Raw genomic sequence first — 23,675 nt, forward strand, 5'->3', positions numbered from 1 at the left:
TCGCGTCTGAAAAGTCAGCGCTCAACCACGGGGCAGGAACACATCGGCCAGCAGTTGATTGCGCGGCAATCCCGCCAGGTACAGGCGCCGGGCAAAGGCGTCGACACTGTCGGGGGCTCCGCAGAGTAAGGCCAGGGTTTGCCGGGAAACAAGCCGCAGTTGCGCCAAAGCCGCTGGCAACTCGGCCGGGGTCCACAGTTCGATATTCAGGTTCGGACGGCTGGCGGCCATGGCTTGCAAAGGTTTGGCCAGATAGTGCTCATCGGCATCATGGGCCAGGTGAATGACGCGGATGGCGCCCTGGTGATCCTGTCGCAGCGCTTCGCGCAATACACCAAACAAGGGCCCCAACCCGGTGCCGGCCGCCATCAACCACAACGGCCGGGCGTGCCAGTCAGGGTCGTAATGCAAGGCGCCGCCGCGCAGTTCACCGAGACGGATCGGATCGCCGATACGCAATTGCCTGGCGGCATCGCTGAATTCCCCAGGCTTGCGGCAATCGAGATGAAACTCCAGAAAACGGTCTTCCTGCGGCAGGCTGGCGAGAGAGTACGGCCGCGCCACGCTGCCCGCCCACAACACCAGGTGCTGGCCGGCGCCATAGCGTAACGGTCGCTGGGGGATTACGCGTAGACGCAGGACCGTGGCGCTCAACCAATCGACGGCAGCCACTTCGGCCGGTCGGCCATCGGTTTGCGGGTCGAAGGCGTGCACCTGCAAGTCCTCGACCACCTGGCACTGGCACGCCAGCCGCCAGCCTTGCTCACGCTGCTGTGCACTCAGGGCATCGGGGCGGCTGTCGCCCGGCAGGCCCTGTACACACTGCACCAGGCACGCATGGCAACTGCCGGCGCGGCAACTGTAAGGCACCGGCACGCCGTTCTGGTTCAGCGCGTCGAGCAGATTGCTGCCCGCCGCCACCGACCAGTGGCGCTCGCCGACCCGCAGCTCAGGCATCGACGTTCTCCCACGCTGCCGCGCAGCGGTTGCGGCCGTCACGCTTGGCGCGATAAAGCGCCTGATCGGCCTGTTGCAGGGCGTCATCGAGATCGTCGCCCAACTCCAGCAGGGTCATGCCGGCGGACAGGCTAAGGTTGCGCACATTCAGACCAATCAACTCGACATCGGTGAACGCGATGCGCAGCCGTTCGCAGCACGATGTCAAACTGTCGGCATCGCAATCGGGCAGCAGCACCACGAACTCTTCACCGCCGTAACGGGCCAGAACATCGCCGTCGCGCAGACACGCGGAGGCAACGCCGGCAAAGGCTTGCAGCACCTGATCGCCAGCAGCATGGCCGTGCAGGTCGTTGATGCGCTTGAAATGGTCAAGGTCGATCAGTGCCAGACCATGCACGACACCCGCGTCCATGGCGTTCAACTCGCGTGATGCCAGGCGTAGAAAATGCCGGCGATTGAACAGGCCCGTGAGCTCGTCGGTGGCCACCAGGTCTTCGAGCTGGCGCATCATCCCGCGCAATGTGTCCTGGTGCGCCTGCAAGGCAAAACGCCGCTGGCGCATGCGTTGTCGCGAGGCCTGGACATAGCGGGCATACAGCACCAGCCACACCAGCACGATGAACAGCACGCAGACCTGCAACACCGCCATGGCCGGGTCAGGCAGCTGGAAGTGGTAACCCTCCCACAGCGTGATCGCACTGAAACTGAAAAACACCAGCAGCGTACATCGCACAAAAGACCGGCGTGACAGATGGAACAGGCCGAACAGCAGGATCAGCACGTAAAACACCAGAAACGCGCCCCGGGCTTCATCCAGGTGGGCGATCAGCCAGGTTTGCCAGCCCAGCCCCAGCAACACTTGCGCCTCGGTCAAGCTGGGGTCGGCGAAACGCAGGTTGTAGCCGCTGTAAAACACCGCGAACAGGGTGGCCTGGCTGATCACCACCAGCGCGCTGCCGAAGGCGACACTGGAAAGCGGCGCGTCGTAGTGACCGGTAAAAAACGCCAGCCACAGCAACAGCAATGCCAGGGCATAGGTGCCGGCCGCGAGGGCGAATCGTTTGAGCAACAGGCGCTGGATGGCGTTATGGGTCAATCGTTGACTCACCAAATGAAAGGAGACTGACAGAGCGTCCTACTCTACAGGCCGTATGTCACTTTAGTGGCGAGACCGATAAATGACCATTCAATTTTCGGGATGGGCAAGGTTGTCTCGGTTGCAGGAGCTTATGCGACCAACGATTGACTGTCGGCACGTGTGCCTGTCCGCGAGGCGCGGTATACTGCCGCGCCTTTTTAGCGTCGCGCCAGCTTGCCCGGCGTGCCTTGAAAGGTGCTTGCAACCGACCGATGCACCCAAGCTGCAAGCACCTTATTGAATGTTCCCGTCTTTTAGAGGAGCGCGACTCATGACCGTGATCAAGCAAGACGACCTGATTCAGAGCGTTGCTGACGCCCTGCAGTTTATTTCCTACTACCACCCCGTGGATTTCATCCAGGCGATGCACGAGGCCTACCTGCGCGAAGAATCGCCAGCGGCCCGCGACTCGATGGCACAGATCCTGATCAACTCGCGCATGTGCGCCACCGGCCATCGTCCGATCTGCCAGGACACCGGCATCGTGACCGTGTTTGTCCGCGTGGGCATGGACGTGCGTTGGGATGGCGCCACCATGAGCCTGGACGACATGATCAACGAAGGCGTACGTCGCGCCTACAACCTGCCGGAAAACGTCCTGCGCGCTTCGATCCTCGCCGACCCGGCGGGCGCTCGCAAGAACACCAAGGACAACACCCCGGCGGTCATCCACTACTCCATCGTTCCGGGTAACACCGTGGAAGTGGACGTGGCGGCCAAGGGCGGCGGTTCCGAGAACAAGTCGAAAATGGCCATGCTCAACCCGTCCGACTCGATCGTCGACTGGGTGCTTAAAACCGTCCCGGAAATGGGCGCCGGCTGGTGCCCACCGGGCATGCTCGGCATCGGCATCGGCGGCACCGCCGAGAAAGCCGCGGTCATGGCCAAGGAAGTGTTGATGGAATCCATCGACATTCACGAGCTGAAGGCGCGTGGCCCACAGAACCGCATTGAAGAAATGCGCCTGGAGCTGTTCGAGAAGGTCAACCAGTTGGGCATCGGCGCCCAGGGCCTGGGTGGCCTGACCACCGTGCTCGACGTGAAGATCATGGACTACCCGACCCACGCAGCCTCGCTGCCGGTGTGCATGATCCCGAACTGCGCCGCCACCCGTCACACACACTTTGTGCTCGACGGTTCCGGCCCGGTTGCCCAGGAAGCGCCACCTTTGGACGCCTACCCGGAAATCGTCTGGGAAGCCGGTCCGTCGGCCCGTCGCGTCAACCTCGACACCCTGACCCCGGAAGAAGTGCAGAGCTGGAAGCCGGGCGAAACCGTCCTGCTCAACGGCAAGATGCTCACCGGTCGCGACGCCGCGCACAAGCGCATGGTCGAGATGCTGAACAAGGGTGAAACCCTGCCGGTGGACCTCAAGGGTCGCTTCATCTATTACGTCGGCCCGGTTGATCCGGTGCGCGATGAAGTGGTTGGCCCGGCTGGCCCGACCACCGCGACGCGGATGGACAAGTTCACCCGTCAGATCCTTGAGCAAACCGGTTTGCTGGGCATGATCGGCAAATCCGAGCGCGGCCCTACCGCGATCGAAGCGATCAAGGACCACAAAGCCGTTTATCTGATGGCTGTCGGTGGCGCGGCTTACCTGGTGGCGCAAGCGATCAAGAAATCCCGCGTTGTCGCTTTCGCCGAACTGGGCATGGAAGCGATCTACGAGTTCGACGTAAAAGACATGCCTGTGACCGTTGCGGTTGACAGCAAGGGCGAGTCGGTACACATCACCGGTCCTGCCATCTGGCAGAAAAAGATCAGTGAAAGCCTGGCGGTAGAAGTGCAATAAACGGCACTCAGGCCCGCTGAAAAAACCGGTTTGTCGGCAACGACAGACCGGTTTTTTTTCGGCTGGATAACTGTACTCCGGCGAGAGCAGACCGCCCTTCGCATGCTATGGTGCCTTCCCCCATTTTGGCCTGTTGTTCACCGCATGTTGCCGACCTCCCGAACCCTGCGCCTGGCGCTCTACACCCTATTGATCATCGCCGGCGCCGCCCTCGCGGCCACCCTGGCCATGCGCCACGCCGTACGCCAGTCAATGGTCGAAGACGCGGCGCGCGCCAATCAGCAACTGGCGCTGTATGCCACGTCCCTGCATACCCTGATCGAACGTTACCGCGCCCTGCCTTCGGTGCTGGCGCTGGACCCGCAATTGCGCGACGCCCTCAAAGGCCCGGTGAGTCCCGAGCAACAGGATGCACTGAACCGCAAACTGGAAAAGATCAACGGCGCCGCCGAATCCTCGACCCTGGAACTGCTCGATCGCAGCGGCCTCGCCGTGGCGGCGAGCAACTGGCGTTTGCCCAGCAGTTATGTCGGCCACAACTACGGTTTCCGTCCCTATTTCAACCAGACCCGCACCCAGGGCACGGGGCGCTTTTATGCCGTGGGGGTGACCAGCGGGATTCCCGGCTACTTCCTCTCCAGCGCGGTCAGCGATGACGATGGCCAGTTCCTCGGTGCCATGGTGGTGAAACTTGAATTCCCCGAACTGGAACGCGAGTGGCGTCAGGGCAGCGACACGCTGTTGGTCAGCGATGCGCGCGGGATCATCTTCATCGCCAACCAGCCGGGCTGGCGCTATCGCCTGCTCAAGCCGCTGAGCGACAGCGACCACACCGAACTCAAGACCACCCGCCAGTACGACAAGCAGCCGCTGACGCTGCTTGAGTTTCAATCGTTGCGGCGCTTCGACGACAACAGCGACCTGGCTCGGGTCGATGGCCCGGACGGCAAGGCCGATTACCTGTGGGAATCCCTGCCGCTGAGTACCGAGGGCTGGACCCTGCACCTGCTGCGTCGCCCGCAAGTTGCCTTCGAAGACAGCCGCAACGCCGCGCTCGCCGCGGCCGGGCTATGGCTGACCCTGGTGTTCCTGCTGCTGTTCCTCAATCAGCGCTGGCGCCTGGCGAAAATGCGCCAGCGCAGTCGCGAAGAACTCGAACGACTGGTAGAAGAACGCACCCGCGACCTGCGCACCGCCCAGGAAGGCCTGGTGCAATCGGCCAAACTCGCGGCGCTGGGGCAGATGTCCGCCGCCCTGGCCCATGAGATCAACCAGCCGCTCACCGCCCAGCGCATGCAGTTGGCGACCTTGCGCCTGCTGCTCGACCACGGCCGGGTCGACGACGCCTACAAGGCGCTCAAACCGGTGGATGAAATGCTCACGCGCATGGCTGCCCTCACCGGCCACCTGAAAACCTTCGCCCGCAAAAGCCCCAGCGGTTTGCGCGAACGCCTGGACCTGGCGGCGGTGGTGGACCAGTCGCTGCAACTGCTCGACACCCGGTTACGCGACGAACAAGTCAGCACCGTGCTGCACCTGACCCGCCCGGCCTGGGTGCGTGGCGATGCGATTCGCCTGGAACAGGTGTTGATCAACCTGCTGCGCAACGCCCTCGATGCGATGCAGGATAAACCCTGCAAACGCCTGGAAATCCGCCTCGAAGCCGACGAACAATTGTGGCGCCTGAGCGTGATCGACAACGGTGGCGGAATCGCCGAAGAGAACCTGTCCAAGGTCTTCGATCCGTTCTTTACCACCAAACCGGTGGGCGATGGCCTGGGGATCGGTCTGGCCGTGTCCTTTGCCATCGTCCACGAATCCGGCGGGCGCCTGAGTGCCGACAATCATGACAAAGGTGCCGTGTTCACCGTGACCTTGCCCATCGACCTGGAGGTGCATGAACCATGCTGAACTCAGTAATCGTGGTCGACGACGAAAGCAGCATCCGCAGTGCCGTCGAGCAATGGTTGAGCCTGTCGGGTTTCGAGGTGCAGTTGTTCAGCCGCGCCGACGAGTGCCTGGCGCAGTTGCCCAGGCATTTTGCCGGGGTGATTCTCAGCGATGTGCGCATGCCCGGCATGACCGGCCTGGAATTGCTGGCCGAGGTGCAACGCCGGGATGCCGATTTGCCGGTGATCCTGTTGACCGGCCACGGCGATGTACCGATGGCCGTCGAAGCCATGCGCGACGGCGCCTACGATTTCCTCGAAAAACCCTTCAGCCCGGAAACCCTGCTCGGCAGCCTGCGCCGCGCCCTCGACAAGCGTCGGCTGGTGCTGGAAAACCGCGCGCTGCACGAGCAGGCGGACAACCGCGCCAAGCTCGATGCCACGCTGCTCGGCGTGTCCCGGGGTTTGCAGACCCTGCGGCGGCAGGTGCTGGACCTGGCAGCATTGCCGGTCAACGTGCTGATACGTGGCGAAACCGGTAGCGGCAAGGAACTGGTAGCGCGTTGCCTGCACGACTTCGGGCCGCGGACCGACAAGCCCTTTGTCGCACTCAACTGCGCGGCCATTCCCGAGCAATTGTTCGAGGCCGAGCTGTTCGGTCACGAGAGCGGCGCGTTCACCGGGGCGTCCGGCAAGCGCATCGGCAAGCTCGAGTACGCCGACGGCGGCACGCTGTTTCTCGATGAAATCGAAAGCATGCCGTTGGCCCAGCAAGTGAAATTGCTGCGGGTGTTGCAGGAGCAAAAGCTTGAACGGCTGGGCTCGAACCAGAGCATCCGCGTGGATTTGCGCATCATTGCCGCGACCAAACCGGACCTGCTTGACGAGGCGCGCGCCGGACGTTTTCGCGAAGACCTGGCTTATCGCTTGAACGTTGCCGAGCTGCGCTTGCCACCGCTTCGCGAACGCCGTGAAGACATACCCCTGCTGTTCGAATCGTTTGCCCAAAACGCCGCCGAACGCCTGGGACGCAAATTTCCACCATTGAGCGGCGCGCAGTTGAGTCACCTGCTGAGCCACGACTGGCCGGGCAATGTGCGCGAACTGGCGAACGTCGCCGAGCGTCAGGTATTGGGGCTGGGCGAACCGGAGCCGATGGGCATCGAACCCGGCCAGTCACTGGCGGCGCAGCAGGAAGCGTTCGAAGCGCAATGCCTACGCGCGGCATTGACCCGGCACAAGGGCGATGTGAAAGCGGTGCTCGAAGAACTGCAACTGCCGCGCCGGACCTTTAATGAAAAGATGCAGCGGCATGGGTTGAGCAGAGAGATGTTCCTGTAGCGTCTGAACTGGCCTCTTCGCGGGCAAGCCCGCTCCCACAGGTTCTGTGTCGTGCACAACAATCTGCGTTCGACTCGGTCATTGTGGGAGCGGCGGTGCGACGGTTCGACTTGCCCGCGAAGAGGCCAGTGCAGGCATCGCAAATCCACGAATCGAATCAGCAACTTTCCGCTCACCACCAAACTTTTATAGGCGGATTTCCGCTCACCGAAACGCCTTCCCCCCTCTAAACCGGCCCTCTTCCCCTTGGCACAGCTCCTGCTATAGCCCCTGCAGGCTGCGTTTAATCGCGCTCCACAAAAACAATTAAATGAAGGATCCTTCAATGGATAACTCCAACTCCCTGCCGCTTGGGTCGGCTGCCGTGCCGGCCAAAGAAAGAACCACTTCCAGCCGCATCAAATCGATTTTCAGCGGTTCCGTTGGCAACATGGTCGAGTGGTACGACTGGTACGTCTACGCCGCCTTCTCCCTGTACTTCGCCAAGACCTTCTTCCCCAAAGGCGACACCACCGCCCAACTGCTCAACACTGCCGCAATCTTCGCCGTGGGCTTCCTGATGCGTCCGATCGGTGGCTGGCTGATGGGCCTGTATGCCGACAAGGTCGGGCGCAAAAAGGCCCTGATGGCCTCGGTGTACCTGATGTGCTTCGGCTCGCTGCTGATCGCCCTGAGCCCGAGTTATGAAGTCATCGGCATCGGCGCGCCGATCCTGCTGGTGTTCGCGCGCTTGCTGCAAGGCCTGTCAGTGGGAGGCGAATACGGCACCTCCGCCACTTACCTCAGCGAGATGGCAACCAAGGAGCGTCGCGGTTTCTACTCCAGCTTCCAGTACGTGACCCTGATCTCCGGCCAGCTCATCGCTTTGGCGGTGCTGATTGTCCTGCAGAACTTCCTGACCACCGAGGAGCTCTACGCCTGGGGCTGGCGCATCCCGTTCGCCATCGGCGCGCTGTGTGCCGTGGTGGCGCTGTACCTGCGTCGTGGCATGGAAGAAACCGAGTCCTTCACCAAGAAAGAAAAAGCCAAGGAAAGCGCCATGCGCACCTTGATGCGCCACCCGAAGGAACTGATGACCGTGGTTGGCCTGACCATGGGCGGTACGCTGGCGTTCTACACCTACACCACCTACATGCAGAAATACCTGGTGAACACCGTCGGCATGAGCATTTCCGACTCCACCACCATTTCCGCCGCCACGCTGTTCCTGTTCATGTGCCTGCAACCGATCATCGGCGGGCTGTCGGATAAGATCGGTCGCCGGCCGATCCTGATCGCCTTCGGCATCCTCGGGACGCTGTTCACCGTGCCGATCCTCACCACCCTGCATACCATCCAGACCTGGTGGGGCGCGTTCTTCCTGATCATGGCGGCGCTGATCATCGTCAGCGGCTACACCTCGATCAACGCCGTAGTGAAAGCCGAACTGTTCCCGACCGAAATCCGCGCCCTGGGCGTGGGCCTGCCGTATGCACTGACCGTCTCGATCTTCGGCGGCACCGCTGAATACATCGCGCTGTGGTTCAAGAGCATCGGCATGGAGACGGGCTACTACTGGTACGTGACCGCGTGTATTGCCGTGTCGTTGCTGGTGTACGTCACCATGAAAGACACCCGCAAGCATTCGCGGATCGTCACTGACTGATCGCCAATCGACGCTCACTGCAACGGTGAGCGCCAACGCCCTTCGCGAATGAGTTCGCGAAGGGCACCATTCGTCTCCCCCCTCCAGCAAGGTAATCATCGGTTAATGCACCGGCAGCAGCCTGCTGCTGAGTGCATCCATATCGACAGGACGCACGTATATCCGTTACGGCCTCGAAAGAGTGCCTGAACGTACCCATAGCGAACGTACCTGGAGCACCTGTCATGAAAACCCGATTGATCCTTGCCCTGACCCTTTCCGTGCTGGCTGCCAATACCTTTGCAGCCGATGGCTACGACAAAACCGGCTCGGCCTCTTTTGAGTCCGGTGCCAGCGCCGCCATCGAACGCAGCCACTCGGGCACCTATGCCTCGGACGGCTTCGATAAAACCGGCACCGCGGGCGCTGTCGCTGCCGACGGTTTCGACAAAACCGGTAGCGCTGAAGCTATCGGCTGATCGTGGAGGGAAATTCACAGCCCGGCTTCGGCCGGGCTTAGTCGTTTTTTGGGGGGCCACAAAGTCTGGCAATCACATAAAACCTGTGGGAGCGAGCTCGCTCCCACAGGGTTCTACATCCGACTGGAAATCTGCGGCGCGTGCTTGCACCATGAGCGTCTCCCGCAAGTTCTGGAAATCCCCATGCCCGACGACATCTACTTCTACGAACCCGCCAACGGCCACGGCCTGCCCCACGATCCGTTCAACGCCATCGTCGGCCCACGCCCCATCGGCTGGATCTCTTCACAGAATGCCGAGGGCCGCTTGAACCTGGCGCCCTACAGCTTCTTCAACGCCTTCAACTACATCCCACCGATCATTGGGTTTTCCAGCGTCGGACGCAAAGACAGCCTGAACAACATCGAGCAAACCGGCGAGTTCGCCTGGAACCTGGCCACCCGGCCGCTGGCCGAGCGGATGAACCAGAGCAGCGCCATGGTCAAACCTGAGGTCAACGAGTTCGAACTGGCCGGGCTGACGACCGCTGCCTCGAAAATCATTCAGGTGCCGCGGGTGGCCGAGAGCCCGGTGTCCTTCGAGTGCAAGGTCACGCAGATCATCCAGTTGCAACGGGCGGACGGCAATGTGGTGCCGAGCTGGCTGATCCTCGGCGAAGTGGTCGCCGTGCATATCGCCAAATGGCTGTTGAAGGACGGGATATACGACACCGCCGCGGCAGAACCGATTCTGCGCGGCGGCGGGCCAGCGGATTATTTCCAGCTGGGGCCTGAGGCCTTGTTCAAGATGTACCGCCCGGGGCGGTGAAGTGACTACCAGAGCAGGTCGGTGTTTTCCTTGACGTCCTTGAGGCGGGTCAGCTCCTTGGCGGCCGCATCATCGGCCTCGTGAGCGGTCTTGAAGATCTGGCCTTCCAGCACTTTGTGAAAACGCGGGGCGCCGGCACCGCCCAGCGCTTTGACGGCGATAGCGGCGTGGTAACCACCCTCGCCCGGTACTACAGCGGAAACAGCTTCGAAGTGATCAAAGGCTTTTCTTGCCATGTCGCGAATCCTGGCTGGTTGAGAATACTGCCATTAAACCCTCAACCGGCCAGTTTGTGTACCGCCACTGCGGACTGACCGAGGGCCTGCGCCACCGAGACATCCTTGAAGGTGTGGAAATCCAGGCTGTTGACCACCAGCTCCTGCACCAGCTCGGCAAAAATCTCCATCGCCGGCGTGCTGAAGTACGCGGTCATGGCCTGTTGATTGCTCCAGAAACCGGACACCAGCCACAGTTCCGGGTCGCACTGCGAATGCTGCAAGGCAAAGCTCAGGCAGCCTGGCGCTGCGCGGGACGGTTCGATCAGGGCGCTGAGGCGCACACCAAGTTCCGCCGAACGCCCGGCGCGCGCTCGAACGAAGGCCATATGACTGACGGGGATCTGCGTGGACATGTTCAACCCTCCCGGGGAGTCGCGTGGCAGCCGGGGGACGGGCTGCGACAGGATCAAAGGTTAAGGGCCGCGACGCCTGTCTCGTTAGTCGATTCCTGCCGGCGCGTTGCACAATCCTGCGAAACTGCATCGACAGCCTGTAACAAGCGGTAAAACCCTGTCACGGTTCTGCCACACGAGTTTCAAGCAAGTTTTTCAGGCACAGGGCTCTAGTGACAACACCGCCGGTCGACCCCGAGCAGAATCAGGCAAGCATTTGACAGGATGTGTCTACCGCTGCCACTTGCACAAACTTATGCTCTGCTCCATTCCTTCCATGCCTTGCCGAGGATGCCTCGCATGTCGTCCCTCGATCACTTTCAAGCCCCGCTGGACACCGACATGGAAAAGCAGCGCGCGGAACTGGCGGCGATCATCCGCCGTAACACCGCCGAAGATGGCAGTTATGCCACGGCCATCGGCTCGCTGTTCATGTCACGCCACAGCCAGTCCCACGAGTTCGCCCCGGGGCTGGCGCAACCGGCGCTGTGCATCATGGCCCAGGGGCGCAAGGAAGTTCGACTGGCCGATGAATACTTCAATTACGACCCGCTGAACTACCTGGTGGTCTCGGTCTCGATGCCGCTCAGTGGACGGGTGGTGGATGTCTCGCCAGAGGAACCAATCCTGGCCTTGCGCCTGGACATCGACCCGGCGGAAATCACCGCACTGATCGCCGACGCCGGGCCCCTCGGCGTGCCCACCCGGCCGACCGGGCGCGGGCTGTATGTCGAAAAACTCGACACCGCGATGCTCGACGCCGTGCTGCGCCTGGCACGGTTGCTGGACACGCCAAAAGACATCGCCATGCTGGCGCCGCTGATTCGCCGGGAGATCCTTTATCGCCTGTTGCGCAGCAAACAGGGGCATAGGCTGTACGAAATCGCCATCGCCAACAGTCAGAGCCATCGCATCAGCCAGGCGATCAAATGGCTCAACGGCAATTTTGAACAGCCATTGCGCATCGATGATCTGGCCAAGGAAGTGAACCTGAGCGTGTCGACACTGCATCACCGCTTCAAGGCGATGACGGCGATGAGTCCGTTGCAGTATCAGAAGCAGTTGCGCCTGCAGGAAGCACGGCGGCTGATGCTGGCCGAAGGGCTGGAGGCTTCGGCGGCGGGGTATCGGGTCGGGTATGAAAGTCCGTCGCAGTTCAGCCGGGAGTACAGCCGGTTGTTCGGGGCGCCGCCGCTTAGGGATTTGGCGCGGTTACGCCTGTCGGTTTGATCGGAAAATTGCGGCACGGCAGCTGACGCCTTCGCTGGCAAGCCAGCTCCTACAGGGGGCCGCGTTGTTCATGAGAACGCGATCCGTGTAGGAGCTGGCTTGCCAGCGAAGAGACCAGCTCAGGCAATACAAGCCTTGGATCAGGCCCCAAGTACCCGGCAAGCCTCCACCGGCAAGGTCACCGACACCGGGTGACCAACGCTCAGGCCAAAGCCCTGACACGGCGTACTCAGTGCGGTAAACGACACACCGGAACACTCCACCGTGGTCTCGATGGTCGCGCCGATATCGCGCACGAACGTCACCTTGCCCAGCAAGCGGTTGCCCGCGGTCGCCTGGGGTGCTGACAGTTGCAGGTCTTCCGGACGAATCAGCATCTTCACTTTTTCACCGGCCACAATGCTGCTGCAGATCGGTACTTGCAGCGCATCGCCGCCCGGCAAGCTGACCTTGCCGTTACCCAGCACCGTGGCCGGGAAGATGTTGCCCGAGCCGATGAAGTCCGCGACGAACTCGTTGGCCGGGTGCCGGTAGATCTCGATCGGCGTGCCGACCTGCTGCACCTTGTGCTCACCCAATACGACCACGATATCGGCCATGGTCATTGCTTCGCGCTGGTCATGGGTCACCATGATGGTGGTGATGTTCAGACGTTGCTGCAGTTGACGGATTTCCACCTGCATCGACTCGCGCAGCTTGGCGTCCAGTGCCGACAGCGGTTCGTCGAGCAGGAGGATTTTCGGGTGCGAGGCAATCGCCCGGGCAATCGCCACGCGCTGGCGTTGGCCGCCGGACAGCTTGGCCACCGGGCGATTGATCATCGCTTGCAGCTGGATCAGCTCAAGCAACTCCACCACCCGCGCCTGCTGATCGGCCTTGCTGACCCCGCGCAGTTTCAGCGGATAGGCGATGTTCTCCCCGACCGTCATGTGCGGGAACAACGCCAGGGACTGGAACACCATGCCGAAGTTGCGCAGGTGCGCAGGGGTGTTGCCGATGTCTTCGCCATCCAGGCGGATCTCGCCGCCAGTCAGGGTTTCAAGGCCGGCAATCATCCGCAGCAACGTAGTTTTGCCGCAGCCCGAAGGGCCGAGGAAACACACCAGTTTTCCCTCGGGCAAATGCAGGTTCACATCCGTTACCGCGCAGGCCGAGCCGTAATGTTTCTCGACGTTTTCCAGAATCAGACCAGACATGTGAATCACCTCAAGAAATCAGAACGAAACGCCACCTTCACCAACCAGCTTCTCCAGCGCCCAGATCAGGACGAAGTCGATCAGCACGATCAGCACGGCAAACGAAAATACGGTTGGGTCGAGCGAAGACACGGTGCGGCTGTACATCCAGATCGGCACGGTCATGACGTCGATGGTGTAGAGGAAATAGGTCACGGTGAATTCGTTGAACGAGACGATGAACGCCAGCAGCATGCCCGCCAGAATCCCCGACTTCATCAACGGCACCACCACATCGACAATCGCCCGCAGCGGTGAAGCACCGAGCATTTGCGCGGCCTCTTCGACTTCGCTGCCGATGGAGAGCATCGCCGCCGTGCAGTTCTTCACCACGAACGGTAACGCGAGGATCACGTGGGCAATCACCAGGCGCGAGGTGGTCATGTGGAACGGCAGGCTGTCGAACACCAGCAGCAACGCCAGACCCAACACCACCATCGGGAACACCAGCGGCAACGACATCAGTTGCAGCGCCACGGCCTTGCCGCGGAACTCACAACGAGTCAGCGCGTAGGCCGCCGGCACCGCGATGATCGTGGCGAAAATCATGGTCAGGCACGACACCAGCAGGCTGGTGCTCATGGCCTGGCCGAGGCTCAGGACGTCGCTGGCGTCCGGCGACACGAAGGTGTGCCAGGCGGCCTTGTACCATTGCAGGCTGTAGCTGCTCGGCGGGAAGTCGAGGTTCGACGCGCCGCTGAACGACATCACGATCATGGTCAGGATCGGCAACACCGCCAACAGCAAGATGAAGCCCGAGAGGATGCCGGCGAACTTGCCGGTATCACCCGGCAACAGCGACTGGCGCTTCTTGATCAGGGTACTCATTGCGAAGCCTCCAGCATGCGGCGACGACGGCCAGTGATGTATTCGGACAGGGTCATGATCGCGAGGGTCGTGACGATCAGCACCACACCGGCAGCGGACGCGGCGGGCCAGTTCATCAGCGGGGCGATCTGGTCATGCACCATCACCGCCAGCATCGGCACGCGCCGGCCACCGAGCAGCAAGGGCACCACGAAACTGCTGGCGTTGTAGGCGAACACCAGGGTCGCACCGGTAATGATCCCCGGCAGGCTCATCGGCAATACCACCTGGCGGAACACCTGGAAGCGACTGGCGCCGAGGGTGGCAGCAGCTTCTTCGTAACTGCGGGCGACGCCGCGCATGGCGCTGGCAATCGGCAACACGGCCAGCGGGAAGGCGGTTTGCACCAGGCCCATCAGCACGCCGTTCTGGTTGTACAACAGCATGATCGGGCGTTTGATCAGGCCCAGGCCCATCAGGGTCTGGTTGAGCATGCCGCCAGGGCCGAGGATCACCAGCCAGCCGTAGCTTTGCAGCAACAGGTTGACCAGCAATGGCAGCAACACCGCCGCAAGGAAGATCCGGCGCACGAACGGCGAGGTCAGGCGCGACATGGTGTAGGCCACCGGGATCGCCAGAATCACTGCGATCACCGCGCTGATCAGCGCCAGGCGCAGGGTCAGCATCAGCGACTTGAGGTAATAGGGTTCCAGCAACTGGGCGTAACTGGCCAGGCTGAACCCGGACCATTCCGCGCCCTTGGTGCCCACGCTCATGCGCAGTACCAAGAGGCTCGCGGCAATCAGTACGCCAAGAAACAGCATCGACGGCGAGAGGAAAAGCCAGGCGCGCGTCGTTGGCGAAACACCCCGAGCGGCGCGCACGGGGGCGGCACTCACCGGATGAGTCAGAGGTTGGTGTTCCATAGCAAAGGGTCTCGTCAATGGAGGATCAATGGCACACGGAAGCGGGGTGCCAACCCCGGCCCCCTGTAGGAGCGAGCATGCTCGCGAAGGACGTGAAGGCGCCCTGTACATTCAGGCAGCCCTCGTCATCGTTAACGTCCATCGCGAGCAAGCTCGCTCCTACAGATCAGGAAGAAAAGATTTCCGTGTAACGACGAATCCATTGGTCATGCACAGTCGCCAGGAAGGCGTTGTCGTGCATGATCGCCTTCTCGGCAATCTGCTCCGGCGTGAGGATGTACGGGCTCTTGCGTGCTTCGGCGGAGATGATCGCCTTGGCGTTGACCGGGCCGTTGTAGATGTCTTCAGCCATCTTGCCCTGCACCAGCGGGTCCAGGGAGTGGTTGATGAAGGCGTAGGCCATGTCGGTATCGCCCGGTCGGTTCTTCGGCATCACCGACAGCATCAGGTCGGTGTAGAAACCTTCCTTCATGCCGAACGTGGCGCCCAGGCCGTAGTTCGGATCGCGGATCTGTTTCGGGAAGAAGGCTGGTGCGTACAGGCCGCCCATGTCCAGGGAACCAGTGCGGAACAGTTCGGCGATCTGGTTCGGGTTTTCGCCCAGGGTCACCACACGATCTTTCAGCTCGGCGAGTTTCTTGAAGCCCGGTTCGATGTTGTGCTCGTCACCACCGGCCAGTTTGGCGGCGATGATGATCAGGTCCATGGCCTCGGTCCAGTTCGGCGGTGGCAGGAAGATGTTCGGGGCCAGTTCTGGATCCCACAGGGCCGCGTAGCTGTCCGGCGCTTGTTTCTGGGTGCGGGTGCTGTAGACCAGGCTGTTGCACCACAGCAGGTAACCGATACCGTGGCCATTGGCGCCGGTGCGGTATTTCTCCGGTACATCGACGAGATTGGGAATGCGGTTGAGGTCGGGTTTTTCCAGCAGGTTGGCGGCGGCCAAACCTTCGGCACCGACGCCTGCCAGGGTGATGATGTCGTACTGCGGACGATCACCGCCGGCCTTGAGCTTGGCGACCATTTCCGAGGTACTGCCGGTGCGGTCAGCGATGACCTTGCAGCCGTACTTGTCTTCGAACGTCGCGGCGATGTTGCGCAGTGCGGCCAGACCGGTGTCATCGGACCAGGTCAGCAAACGCAGGGTCTTGCCGGCAAAACGTGTGTCGCTGGCATTGGCCTTGATGAACGGCATGCTCATGGCTGCCGCTGCAACCGAGGCTACGCCCACGGTCTTGATAAATTGACGTCTGTTCAGATCATGCTCGCCCATTACGGACTCCCTTTGTTTTTGTAGGTATGAGGCAGGTCGAAACTGTTGCATCCGCGCGGCCGGACCAGCGTTAGCCCTCGTATTTTCGGGGGCTTGGCTGAGCCAGCGAGTTCATCCTGAGGTCGTGTAAAACACCTGACTATCGATAAAAACTCATTGAAGCCATGACGCCAGCGCATGCCTCCTGTAGGAGCGAGCTTGCTCGCGATGGACGTCAACGATAACGCTGTGGGCCTGATACCCCGCAGCGTTCTCAGGTTCTTCGCGAGCAAGCTCGCTCCTACAGTGATCGGCGTCAGACAGCCCGAATCACGTGTTTGATTTCCTGGAAAGCCTGCAAGCCCCACGGGCCCAATTCGCGGCCGATGCTGCTCTGCTTGTAGCCGCCCCAGGCGGTCTGCGGGAAGATCACCTGCGGCGCGTTGATCCACACAAGCCCAGCCTGCAAAGCGTTGGCGACGCGGTCAGCGGTCTGTGCGTTGCGCGTCACCACACTGGCGACCAATCCAAATTGACTGTCGTTGGCCAGGGCAATCGCCTCGGCTTCAGAGGCAAAACTGCGCACGCAGATCACCGGGCCGAAAATCTCTTCACACCACAGCGCACTGTCGAGGGGCACTTCGGTGAAAACCGTCGGCTGCAAAAAATATCCGCGCGGCAGGTCGGGCGGGCGATTGCCACCGCAAACCAGTTTGGCGCCGGCACTCAAACCGCGATCGATGTGACCGAGCACGCGTTGGTATTGCGCCTGATTGACCAGGGCGCCCATCTCCACGTTCGGATCGAACGGGTCAGCCACGCGGATCGCTTCGGCACGGGCCTTCACTCGGCTCAGGAATTCATCGGCCAGTTCATCGGCGACTAGCACTCGGCTGGTGGCGGAGCACATCTGCCCGGCGTTGAAGAAACCACCGCCACAGGCCACTTCCACCGCCAGGTCGAGATCGGCATCGGCCAGCACCAGCAGCGAGGATTTGCCGCCCAGCTCCAGGCTCACGCCCTTGACGGTTTCAGCCGCCCGTTGCATGACCTGCACGCCGACCGCGTTGCTGCCGGTGAAGGAAATTTTCGCGATGCGCGAGTCTGCCGACAGGGGCGCGCCAACGGCCAGGCCAGTGCCGCACACCAGGTTGAACACGCCCGCTGGCAACCCGGTTTCAGCGATGATCGCCGCCAGTTCCAGCTCCGGCAGCGGCGTCACTTCCGAAGGCTTGAGCACCACGCAGCAACCGGCGGCCAGGGCCGGGGCGAGTTTCCAGGCGGTGGTGACCATCGGGAAATTCCACGGCACGATCAGGCCGACCACGCCACACGGCTCGCGGCGCAGGCGAGCGCTGAAGTCGTCGGTCGGCAGCTCAATGGCGCTGTCCTGTTTCGCGTCCAGGCCTTCGGCCAGACCGGCGTAATACTCGAACGTGGCGATCACGTCATCGACGTCGATCGCGGCTTCGAATTGCGGCTTGCCGTTGTTGCTCGACTGCAAGTGCATCAACTTTTCACGATTGGCCTGCACGCCCGCGGCAATTTTGCGCAGGATCGCGCCGCGTTCGGCGCCCGTGGTTTTCGACCAGTCGGCGAACGCCTGGGTCGCCGCGCTCACCGCTTGTTCAACTGCGCGCTCATCGCCGCCATTCACGGTAGTCAACAGGGCTTCGGTCGCCGGGTTGATCACACGCAAGTGTTCGTTGCCGGCCAACCATTGGCCGTTGATGTACAGGCCATCCAGGGTCGTAGGGAAGCTCATTTCGACACCGCCTGCATCCACTGGGTCTGGTCGATTTCAATCAGGGTCGGGCCCTGGCGATCGGTGGCCACACGCAATGCGCCGCGCAGTTGCTCGACACTGCTGACCGCTTCGGCGGCGCAACCCAATGCCTTGGCCACACCGATGAAGTCCGGGGTGTAGATGTCCACGCCCACCGGCTCGATGGCGCGGTTGACCATGTATTTCTTGATCTCTTCGTAGCCCTGGTTATTCCACAGCAGCACGATCACCGGGGTGCGCGCTTCAACGGCGCTGGCCAGTTCCGGCAGGGTGAACTGCAGGCCGCCGTCGCCGATCAGGCACACCACTGGAGGACGCGCGCCACCTTCGACGCTGCCACCCAGCCAGGCGCCAATCGCCGCCGGCAAGGCGTAGCCGAGGGTGCCGTAACCAGTAGACGAGTTGAACCAGCGACGCGGACGCTCCGGGTTGAACGTCAGGTTGCCGGTGTACACCGGCTGGGTCGAATCGCCGACGAACACCGCGTCCGGCAGTTCGTGCAGCACGGTTTCGAGGAGGCGGGTCTGAGCCAGGGTCGGTGCGTCCCAGGCCGCGGCCAGTTCTTCACGCAAACGGGCGGCACGCACCTGGCCCCAATCGTTGCGGCGCTCGGCCAGTGATTTGTGCGACAGGGCACTGAGCAAAGCCTGGGCGGCGTTGCGCGAGTCGGCCACCAGTGCCACGTGCGGCGGGTAGTTGCGCACGGTCTGGTCCGGGTCGATGTCGACGCGCAGCAACTTGCCAGGAATTTCGAAACCACCGGCGAAGGTCACGTCGTAGTCGGTCTCGGCCAGTTCGGTACCGATGGCCAGTACCACGTCGGCCTCGGCGACCAGTGCACGGGTAGCGACCAGGCTTTGGGTCGAGCCGATCAACAGCGGGTGGCCGGAGGCGAGCATGCCCTTGGCATTGATGGTCAGGGCGACCGGCGCGTCCAGCAGTTCGGCCAGCTCAGTCAGCTCGACAGCCGCGTCGATGGCGCCGCCACCGGCGAGAATCAGCGGACGCTTGGCGCCGGCCAGCAATTCGGTCATGCGCGACACGGCGCTCGGCGAAGCACCGGCGCGGTCGATATTGACCGGCAGGCTGGCGAGCAAGTCGTCGGCTTCTTCAACCAACACATCCAGCGGAATTTCAATGTGCACCGGACGCGGACGGCCAGCCTGGAACAGCGCAAAGGCGCGGGCCAGCACGCCCGGCAGCTCGGACGCCGACATCAGGGTGTGGGAGAACGCCGCGACACCGGCACACAGTGCGCCCTGGTTCGGCAGCTCATGCAGCTTGCCGCGACCGCCGCCCAACTGGCTGCGCGATTGCACGCTGGAGATCACCAGCATCGGGATCGAATCGGCATAGGCCTGGCCCATGGCGGTGGTGATGTTGGTCATGCCAGGGCCGGTGATGATGAAGCACACACCCGGCTTGCCGCTGGTGCGGGCGTAGCCGTCGGCCATGAAGCCGGCGCCCTGTTCATGGCGCGGCGTGACGTGGTTGATGCTCGAACGGGCCAGCCCGCGATACAGCTCCACGGTATGCACCCCCGGAATGCCGAACACCTGCTCGACCCCGTAGTTTTCGAGTAACTTGACCAATACTTCGCCGCACGTCGCCATGTCTTTGCCCTTTTTGTTCGTTTGAGACACCGGGCGTGCGCTGTGTTTATGATGGATTCGCAGGCCCGGGAATGGCCTCATTGGAACGGGCGGGACGTAGCCGCAACAATGGATAAAAAGTCATACTAGCCATGTCCTCACGTCATACCTTGGATCCCAATGAAACGACTGCCTCCCCTGCCGGCGCTGCACACCTTTCTGATTACCGCGCAGTGCTGCAATTTCACCCGGGCCGCCGAACAGCTGCACATCACCCAGGGCGCGGTGAGTCGGCAGATCGCCGGGCTGGAAGATCATCTGGGTTATGAACTGTTCATCCGCCTGGCCCGAGGCCTGGACCTGACAGCCGAGGGACGGGAATGGCTGCCACGGGTCCAGCAGATTTTCGGCCTGATCGACGAGGCCGTTGAGCAGATCGGCGAGAAGCGTGAAACCCTGCAGCTCAAGGCACCGACCTGCGTCATGCGCTGGTTACTGCCGCGTCTGTTGCAATGGCAAAGGGAACGCCCGGACGTGCCGGTGGAACTGACCACCACGGTCAAGCACGGGGTGGATTTTCATCGCGAGCAGTTCGATGCGGCGGTGATGTACGGCGCACCGCCGGACGATTCATTGATGTCGCAAAAACTCTTCGACGAACAACTCACGCCTGTGTGTTCCAGGCCGATACTCGAAGGCCCCATGCCCCTGCAGACACCGACCGATCTGCAACAGCACCTGCTGCTGCACCCGACCCGCGATGAACGGGACTGGAAGGCCTGGTTGAAAGCGGCGGATGTGCATTTGACCAATGTCGGCAAGGGCCAGCATTTCGAAACATTGGACCTGGCGATGTCGATGGCGTCCCAGGGAACGGGGGTGGCGATTGGCGACTGGTCGCTGATCGGCGATGACCTGAACGCCGGGCGGCTGGTCATGCCATTCGAATTGAAGGTGACAACGGGACTGGCGTATTACCTGGTGTTCCCCGAAAAACCCGGGCCTTCGCCGAAGTTGAGGGAATTGATGGGCTGGTTGGTGGAGCAGGCGCAGAGCCGCTGAAAAGCTTCGCGAGCAAGCCCGCTCCCACACTTGATCACCCTCGTACACAAACGCTGTGTTCACGAGAGATCTATTGTGAGAGCGGGCTTGCTCGCGAATGGTTTAAGCCACGCCATCAATATCCGACTGTAAACCGCTGCCGCGAATGCTTCGGTGTTTCCACTTCGTCGAGCATCGCAATCGCATAGTCGGCAAAGGTAATCCAACTGCGCCCTGCGCTGCTCACCAGCAAATCATCCTGACCGAGGCGGAATTTCCCGGTGCGCTCGCCCTCGACAAATTCGGCCGATGGCGAGAGGAAGGTCCAGTCCAGATCCCGCTCTTCACGCAAGTTTGCGAGGAATTCGGCACCGGCACTGGCCTCTGCCTTGTAAGCCTCAGGGAAACCTTCGCTATCGATCACTCGAGTGCCATCGGGCAATAGCAGCGAACCCGCCCCGCCCACCACCAGCAGACGTTTGACCCCTGCTTTTTTCACCGGGCCAACGACTGCGCTGGCAGGTAGCGTGGCGAAATGCGCCGCACTGATAACCACGTCATGGCCCGCAATTGCAGCTTGCAACGCAGCGGCATCAAGGGCATCGACGGCCTTGCCGACCACACCTTCACGCGGGTCGATTTTCGATGTGTCGCGGGCGATGGCGGTAACGCTGTGACCGCGACGCAGGGACTCTTCCAGCAGTTGGCTACCGGCACGACCGGTGGCACCGATGATTGCGATTTTGCTCATGACGTTCTCCAGTGGGTTGAGCTTCTTGGATTTCAGTTGAGGCGGGTTACCACTTCATCTCGCCCTTCGCGACCTTGGCGCTCAGCTCCAGGGAGCTTTCATCACCCAGGGTCGGGAAGCGTTTTTTCATCGCCGCGATCAGCGCGGCAGAATCCTTGGCCTTGGCGGCTTCTTCGTCGAAGGCTTTGATGTAAGCGGCGGTGGACTGCACGGCTGCCAGGGAGCGATCGCTCTCACCAAGGTAATGACCCGGCACCACGGTCTGCGGCTTCAGGGTTTCAATGGAATGCAGCGTAGCCAACCAATCGGCATGGGACTGTGGCGTTTGCGTGTCCGCCATCCACACGTGGATGTTTTGCGCCACCACGACACCACCGACCACGGCCTTGATCGACGGAATCCACACAAAGCTGCGATCCGGTTGCGGGCCCTCAAGACCAACCACCTGCAACTTCTGCCCTTCGAGGATCAGGCTGTCACCCTTGAGCACGTCAGGCACGATGGTTTTGGCCGGCACGTCGGCGCCCATTTTCGGCCCCCAGAACGCCAGTTTGCCGTCGACGGTTCGCTTGATGTGGTCAACGGTCGGTTGCGAGGCGAGGACCTTGGCCTTGGGGAACGCGGCCGTCAGGGTATCGAGGCCGAAGTAGTAGTCCGGGTCACCGTGGCTGATGTAGATGGTGGTCAACTGCTTGCCGCTGGCGCGGATTTTTTCCACCACCTGTTCGGCCTGGGATTTGCCGAATTGCGCATCCACCAGGATCGCTTCTTTCTCGCCACTGACCAGCACCGAGGTCACCGGGAAGATGGCTTTTTCGCCGGGGTTATAGACATCCAGCGTCAGGGTCGAGGCGGCTGCATCGGCGGCGAAACCGAGGGCGGCGCCTGCCAGCAAAACCCGCTTTAAAGTGGTGAAACCGATCATCTGTTGCTCCGTATTCCAATGGCTGTCGTGGTCCCTTGTAGGAGCGAGCTTGCTCGCGATGGTCGTAAACGATGACGCGTACTTGCCGGTTAAACGCGGCGCCTGGGGGTCCATCGTCGGAACGCCGCCCGGAGCAAGCTCGCTCCTACAGAGGAACAGAGCTTAGTTGCCTGACTCAGTACAAAAAATGCGATGCTTGAACATAGTTTGTTTCTGAAAGCGGGCAAATCATGGATCGTCTTCAAGCAATGCGCGTGTTCGTCACAGTGGTCGACCTCGGCAGCCAGTCGGCCGCCGCCGATCATCTGGAGCTGTCACGGCCGGTGGTATCGCGGTATCTGGCGGAACTGGAAGACTGGGTCGGCGCGCGCCTGATGCATCGCACCACACGCAAGTTGAGCCTGACCGCCGCCGGCAACGAGATCCTGCCCCGCTGTCGGCAGATGCTCGATTTGTCCACCGACATGCAAGCCGCCGTCAGCGAACCGGATGACGCACCACGCGGCCTGCTGCGGATCAGCGTCAGCACCTCCTTCGGCCAGGCGCAACTCGCCGATGCCATGGCCGCCTATGTCCGACGCTACCCCGGCGTCAGCATCGACATGCAGATGCTCGACCGCACCGTGAACCTGGTTGATGAGCGCATCGACCTGGCGATCCGCACCAGCAACGATCTGGACCCGAACCTGATCGCCCGCCGCCTGACGGTTTGCCGCTCGGTGATCTGTGCTTCCCCCGCTTACTTGCGCGAGCATCCGGCGCCACAACGGGTCGAGGAACTGAGCCTGCACAATTGCCTGACCCATTCCTACTTCGGCAAAAGCCTGTGGCATTTCGAGCAGGACGGCGAGCAGGTTTCAGTACCGGTGCAGGGCAACATCAGCGCCAACGAGGCCAGCACGCTGCTACGCGCAACGATCGCCGGCGCCGGGGTGGCGATGCTGCCCACGTACCAGGCCGGCGTGCACATCCACAGCGGCGAGTTGATTCGCCTGCTGCCGGCGGCCGAACCCCGGCAAATGAACGTGTATGCGGTGTATGCCTCGCGCAAGCACATGCCGGCGGCGTTGCGCAGCTTGCTGGATTTTCTGGTGCTTAGATTTCCGGAAAAACCGGAATGGGATATCGGCCTGTGACCAGCTCCCACAGGGGTGATCAGTGTTCTGAATACCGCGCTATTGCTGGCAACTCAATGGCACTGACCTATGCTCAAAGTAATACCGAAAGGTATTGGTTCAGAGGTCAACGCCATGAACATCAGAACAAGAAGATACCTCGCGATTTTCATCACCTGCGCGGTCACACTCGGGCTGTATGGCGCTGCCGCCTGGCGCGTCGAGCAGTTGCGCAACCTGCCCCGTGAAGCCGCGAGCTGCAACTTCGAGCGCTGCATCCCCCACAACGCTACCTTCAACACCCTCCGGTAACGA

Annotated in this window: 22 protein-coding genes; 10 read left to right on the forward strand and 12 right to left on the reverse strand. The window is 61.8% G+C overall.

Annotation, left to right across the window (positions count from 1 at the left end):
• Positions 1-21: 21 nt before the first annotated feature.
• Together AC3ITY_RS26660 and AC3ITY_RS26665 are read right to left on the reverse strand one after the other, a co-directional pair.
• Entirely contained in the window at positions 22-957 is a 936-nt protein-coding gene (locus AC3ITY_RS26660; protein WP_489305981.1) for an iron-sulfur-binding ferredoxin reductase, read from the reverse strand.
• Positions 950-2,056 (reverse strand): GGDEF domain-containing protein, encoded by a 1,107-nt coding sequence (locus AC3ITY_RS26665; RefSeq protein ID WP_489305983.1) that lies wholly within the window; start codon positions 2,054-2,056, stop codon positions 950-952. Before AC3ITY_RS26665 ends, AC3ITY_RS26660 begins: the two co-directional genes overlap by 8 nt.
• 313 nt (positions 2,057-2,369) lie before the next feature.
• On the opposite strand from AC3ITY_RS26665, the gene AC3ITY_RS26670 reads away from it, so the two are divergent.
• From AC3ITY_RS26670 to AC3ITY_RS26695, 6 genes are all read left to right on the forward strand, one after another.
• A complete protein-coding gene (locus AC3ITY_RS26670; RefSeq protein WP_489305984.1) occupies positions 2,370-3,893 on the forward strand; it encodes a fumarate hydratase in 1,524 nt (507 codons plus the stop codon).
• Between the two features lie 144 nt (positions 3,894-4,037).
• Positions 4,038-5,804 carry a sensor histidine kinase gene (locus AC3ITY_RS26675; RefSeq protein ID WP_489305985.1) on the forward strand — a complete coding sequence of 589 codons (1,767 nt, stop codon included), beginning with the start codon at positions 4,038-4,040 and terminating at the stop codon, positions 5,802-5,804.
• Positions 5,798-7,123, forward strand: a complete 1,326-nt coding sequence (locus AC3ITY_RS26680; protein ID WP_489305986.1) for a sigma-54-dependent transcriptional regulator — start codon at positions 5,798-5,800, stop codon at positions 7,121-7,123. Before AC3ITY_RS26675 ends, AC3ITY_RS26680 begins: the two co-directional genes overlap by 7 nt.
• Before the next feature lie 325 nt (positions 7,124-7,448).
• Positions 7,449-8,768: an MFS transporter gene (locus AC3ITY_RS26685; RefSeq protein WP_223532179.1), complete on the forward strand. Its 1,320-nt coding sequence runs from the start codon at positions 7,449-7,451 to the stop codon at positions 8,766-8,768.
• Between the two features lie 224 nt (positions 8,769-8,992).
• Complete coding sequence (locus tag AC3ITY_RS26690; protein ID WP_489305987.1) at positions 8,993-9,226, forward strand: hypothetical protein; 234 nt, start codon at positions 8,993-8,995, stop codon at positions 9,224-9,226.
• A gap of 183 nt (positions 9,227-9,409) precedes the next feature.
• Entirely contained in the window at positions 9,410-10,033 is a 624-nt protein-coding gene (locus AC3ITY_RS26695) for a flavin reductase family protein (RefSeq protein WP_489305989.1), read from the forward strand.
• A gap of 5 nt (positions 10,034-10,038) precedes the next feature.
• Here the strand turns inward: AC3ITY_RS26695 and AC3ITY_RS26700 are convergent, their stop codons facing one another.
• Together AC3ITY_RS26700 and AC3ITY_RS26705 are read right to left on the reverse strand one after the other, a co-directional pair.
• Positions 10,039-10,269 carry a hypothetical protein gene (locus AC3ITY_RS26700; protein WP_223532182.1) on the reverse strand — a complete coding sequence of 77 codons (231 nt, stop codon included), beginning with the start codon at positions 10,267-10,269 and terminating at the stop codon, positions 10,039-10,041.
• 41 nt (positions 10,270-10,310) lie between these two features.
• Positions 10,311-10,664, reverse strand: a complete 354-nt coding sequence (locus tag AC3ITY_RS26705) for a putative quinol monooxygenase (protein ID WP_150754824.1) — start codon at positions 10,662-10,664, stop codon at positions 10,311-10,313.
• Positions 10,665-11,003: 339 nt separating this feature from the next.
• Between AC3ITY_RS26705 and AC3ITY_RS26710 the strand changes: the two genes are divergently transcribed.
• On the forward strand, positions 11,004-11,933 hold the full coding sequence (locus AC3ITY_RS26710) for an AraC family transcriptional regulator (RefSeq protein ID WP_489305990.1): 930 nt from the start codon (positions 11,004-11,006) through the stop codon (positions 11,931-11,933).
• Between the two features lie 140 nt (positions 11,934-12,073).
• Here AC3ITY_RS26710 and AC3ITY_RS26715 read toward each other — a convergent pair whose 3' ends face one another.
• From AC3ITY_RS26715 to AC3ITY_RS26740, 6 genes are all read right to left on the reverse strand, one after another.
• Positions 12,074-13,129 carry an ABC transporter ATP-binding protein gene (locus AC3ITY_RS26715; protein ID WP_150757246.1) on the reverse strand — a complete coding sequence of 352 codons (1,056 nt, stop codon included), beginning with the start codon at positions 13,127-13,129 and terminating at the stop codon, positions 12,074-12,076.
• 18 nt (positions 13,130-13,147) lie between these two features.
• The gene (locus AC3ITY_RS26720; protein WP_223532186.1) at positions 13,148-13,996 is read right to left on the reverse strand and encodes an ABC transporter permease; all 849 of its coding nucleotides are present in this window, start codon (positions 13,994-13,996) and stop codon (positions 13,148-13,150) included.
• Positions 13,993-14,901, reverse strand: a complete 909-nt coding sequence (locus AC3ITY_RS26725) for an ABC transporter permease (RefSeq protein ID WP_046042160.1) — start codon at positions 14,899-14,901, stop codon at positions 13,993-13,995. The genes AC3ITY_RS26720 and AC3ITY_RS26725 overlap by 4 nt, the downstream gene beginning before the upstream one ends.
• A 166-nt stretch (positions 14,902-15,067) precedes the next feature.
• Positions 15,068-16,171, reverse strand: coding sequence for an ABC transporter substrate-binding protein (locus AC3ITY_RS26730; RefSeq protein ID WP_007986100.1), 1,104 nt, complete (start codon positions 16,169-16,171; stop codon positions 15,068-15,070).
• A gap of 295 nt (positions 16,172-16,466) precedes the next feature.
• On the reverse strand, positions 16,467-17,915 hold the full coding sequence (locus AC3ITY_RS26735; RefSeq protein WP_489305992.1) for an aldehyde dehydrogenase family protein: 1,449 nt from the start codon (positions 17,913-17,915) through the stop codon (positions 16,467-16,469).
• Complete coding sequence (locus AC3ITY_RS26740) at positions 17,912-19,549, reverse strand: 5-guanidino-2-oxopentanoate decarboxylase (protein ID WP_489305993.1); 1,638 nt, start codon at positions 19,547-19,549, stop codon at positions 17,912-17,914. The genes AC3ITY_RS26735 and AC3ITY_RS26740 overlap by 4 nt, the downstream gene beginning before the upstream one ends.
• A 159-nt stretch (positions 19,550-19,708) precedes the next feature.
• Between AC3ITY_RS26740 and AC3ITY_RS26745 the strand changes: the two genes are divergently transcribed.
• Positions 19,709-20,590 (forward strand): LysR substrate-binding domain-containing protein, encoded by an 882-nt coding sequence (locus AC3ITY_RS26745; protein WP_489305994.1) that lies wholly within the window; start codon positions 19,709-19,711, stop codon positions 20,588-20,590.
• Between the two features lie 115 nt (positions 20,591-20,705).
• Here AC3ITY_RS26745 and AC3ITY_RS26750 read toward each other — a convergent pair whose 3' ends face one another.
• Positions 20,706-21,320: an NAD(P)-dependent oxidoreductase gene (locus AC3ITY_RS26750; protein WP_489305996.1), complete on the reverse strand. Its 615-nt coding sequence runs from the start codon at positions 21,318-21,320 to the stop codon at positions 20,706-20,708.
• 46 nt (positions 21,321-21,366) lie between these two features.
• Positions 21,367-22,245 (reverse strand): MBL fold metallo-hydrolase, encoded by an 879-nt coding sequence (locus AC3ITY_RS26755; RefSeq protein WP_489305998.1) that lies wholly within the window; start codon positions 22,243-22,245, stop codon positions 21,367-21,369.
• A 230-nt stretch (positions 22,246-22,475) separates the two neighbouring features.
• Between AC3ITY_RS26755 and AC3ITY_RS26760 the strand changes: the two genes are divergently transcribed.
• Both AC3ITY_RS26760 and AC3ITY_RS26765 read left to right on the forward strand, forming a co-directional pair.
• Complete coding sequence (locus tag AC3ITY_RS26760) at positions 22,476-23,381, forward strand: LysR family transcriptional regulator (protein WP_489305999.1); 906 nt, start codon at positions 22,476-22,478, stop codon at positions 23,379-23,381.
• 114 nt (positions 23,382-23,495) lie between these two features.
• The gene (locus AC3ITY_RS26765; protein WP_191624890.1) at positions 23,496-23,672 is read left to right on the forward strand and encodes a hypothetical protein; all 177 of its coding nucleotides are present in this window, start codon (positions 23,496-23,498) and stop codon (positions 23,670-23,672) included.
• Positions 23,673-23,675: the final 3 nt, after the last annotated feature.

The organism is Pseudomonas sp. GL_091 (assembly GCF_057837725.1).

What these genes read in the sequence shown, in the direction of transcription:
- AC3ITY_RS26660 (WP_489305981.1), bottom strand. Translation starts at nt 957, where the DNA reads ATGCCTGAGCTGCGGGTCGGCGAGCGCCACTGGTCGGTGGCGGCGGGC.
- AC3ITY_RS26670 (WP_489305984.1), top strand. Translation starts at nt 2,370, where the DNA reads ATGACCGTGATCAAGCAAGACGACCTGATTCAGAGCGTTGCTGACGCC.
- AC3ITY_RS26675 (WP_489305985.1), top strand. Translation starts at nt 4,038, where the DNA reads ATGTTGCCGACCTCCCGAACCCTGCGCCTGGCGCTCTACACCCTATTG.
- AC3ITY_RS26680 (WP_489305986.1), top strand. Translation starts at nt 5,798, where the DNA reads ATGCTGAACTCAGTAATCGTGGTCGACGACGAAAGCAGCATCCGCAGT.
- AC3ITY_RS26685 (WP_223532179.1), top strand. Translation starts at nt 7,449, where the DNA reads ATGGATAACTCCAACTCCCTGCCGCTTGGGTCGGCTGCCGTGCCGGCC.
- AC3ITY_RS26690 (WP_489305987.1), top strand. Translation starts at nt 8,993, where the DNA reads ATGAAAACCCGATTGATCCTTGCCCTGACCCTTTCCGTGCTGGCTGCC.
- AC3ITY_RS26695 (WP_489305989.1), top strand. Translation starts at nt 9,410, where the DNA reads ATGCCCGACGACATCTACTTCTACGAACCCGCCAACGGCCACGGCCTG.
- AC3ITY_RS26700 (WP_223532182.1), bottom strand. Translation starts at nt 10,269, where the DNA reads ATGGCAAGAAAAGCCTTTGATCACTTCGAAGCTGTTTCCGCTGTAGTA.
- AC3ITY_RS26705 (WP_150754824.1), bottom strand. Translation starts at nt 10,664, where the DNA reads ATGTCCACGCAGATCCCCGTCAGTCATATGGCCTTCGTTCGAGCGCGC.
- AC3ITY_RS26710 (WP_489305990.1), top strand. Translation starts at nt 11,004, where the DNA reads ATGTCGTCCCTCGATCACTTTCAAGCCCCGCTGGACACCGACATGGAA.
- AC3ITY_RS26715 (WP_150757246.1), bottom strand. Translation starts at nt 13,129, where the DNA reads ATGTCTGGTCTGATTCTGGAAAACGTCGAGAAACATTACGGCTCGGCC.
- AC3ITY_RS26720 (WP_223532186.1), bottom strand. Translation starts at nt 13,996, where the DNA reads ATGAGTACCCTGATCAAGAAGCGCCAGTCGCTGTTGCCGGGTGATACC.
- AC3ITY_RS26725 (WP_046042160.1), bottom strand. Translation starts at nt 14,901, where the DNA reads ATGGAACACCAACCTCTGACTCATCCGGTGAGTGCCGCCCCCGTGCGC.
- AC3ITY_RS26730 (WP_007986100.1), bottom strand. Translation starts at nt 16,171, where the DNA reads ATGGGCGAGCATGATCTGAACAGACGTCAATTTATCAAGACCGTGGGC.
- AC3ITY_RS26735 (WP_489305992.1), bottom strand. Translation starts at nt 17,915, where the DNA reads ATGAGCTTCCCTACGACCCTGGATGGCCTGTACATCAACGGCCAATGG.
- AC3ITY_RS26740 (WP_489305993.1), bottom strand. Translation starts at nt 19,549, where the DNA reads ATGGCGACGTGCGGCGAAGTATTGGTCAAGTTACTCGAAAACTACGGG.
- AC3ITY_RS26745 (WP_489305994.1), top strand. Translation starts at nt 19,709, where the DNA reads ATGAAACGACTGCCTCCCCTGCCGGCGCTGCACACCTTTCTGATTACC.
- AC3ITY_RS26750 (WP_489305996.1), bottom strand. Translation starts at nt 21,320, where the DNA reads ATGAGCAAAATCGCAATCATCGGTGCCACCGGTCGTGCCGGTAGCCAA.
- AC3ITY_RS26755 (WP_489305998.1), bottom strand. Translation starts at nt 22,245, where the DNA reads ATGATCGGTTTCACCACTTTAAAGCGGGTTTTGCTGGCAGGCGCCGCC.
- AC3ITY_RS26760 (WP_489305999.1), top strand. Translation starts at nt 22,476, where the DNA reads ATGGATCGTCTTCAAGCAATGCGCGTGTTCGTCACAGTGGTCGACCTC.
- AC3ITY_RS26765 (WP_191624890.1), top strand. Translation starts at nt 23,496, where the DNA reads ATGAACATCAGAACAAGAAGATACCTCGCGATTTTCATCACCTGCGCG.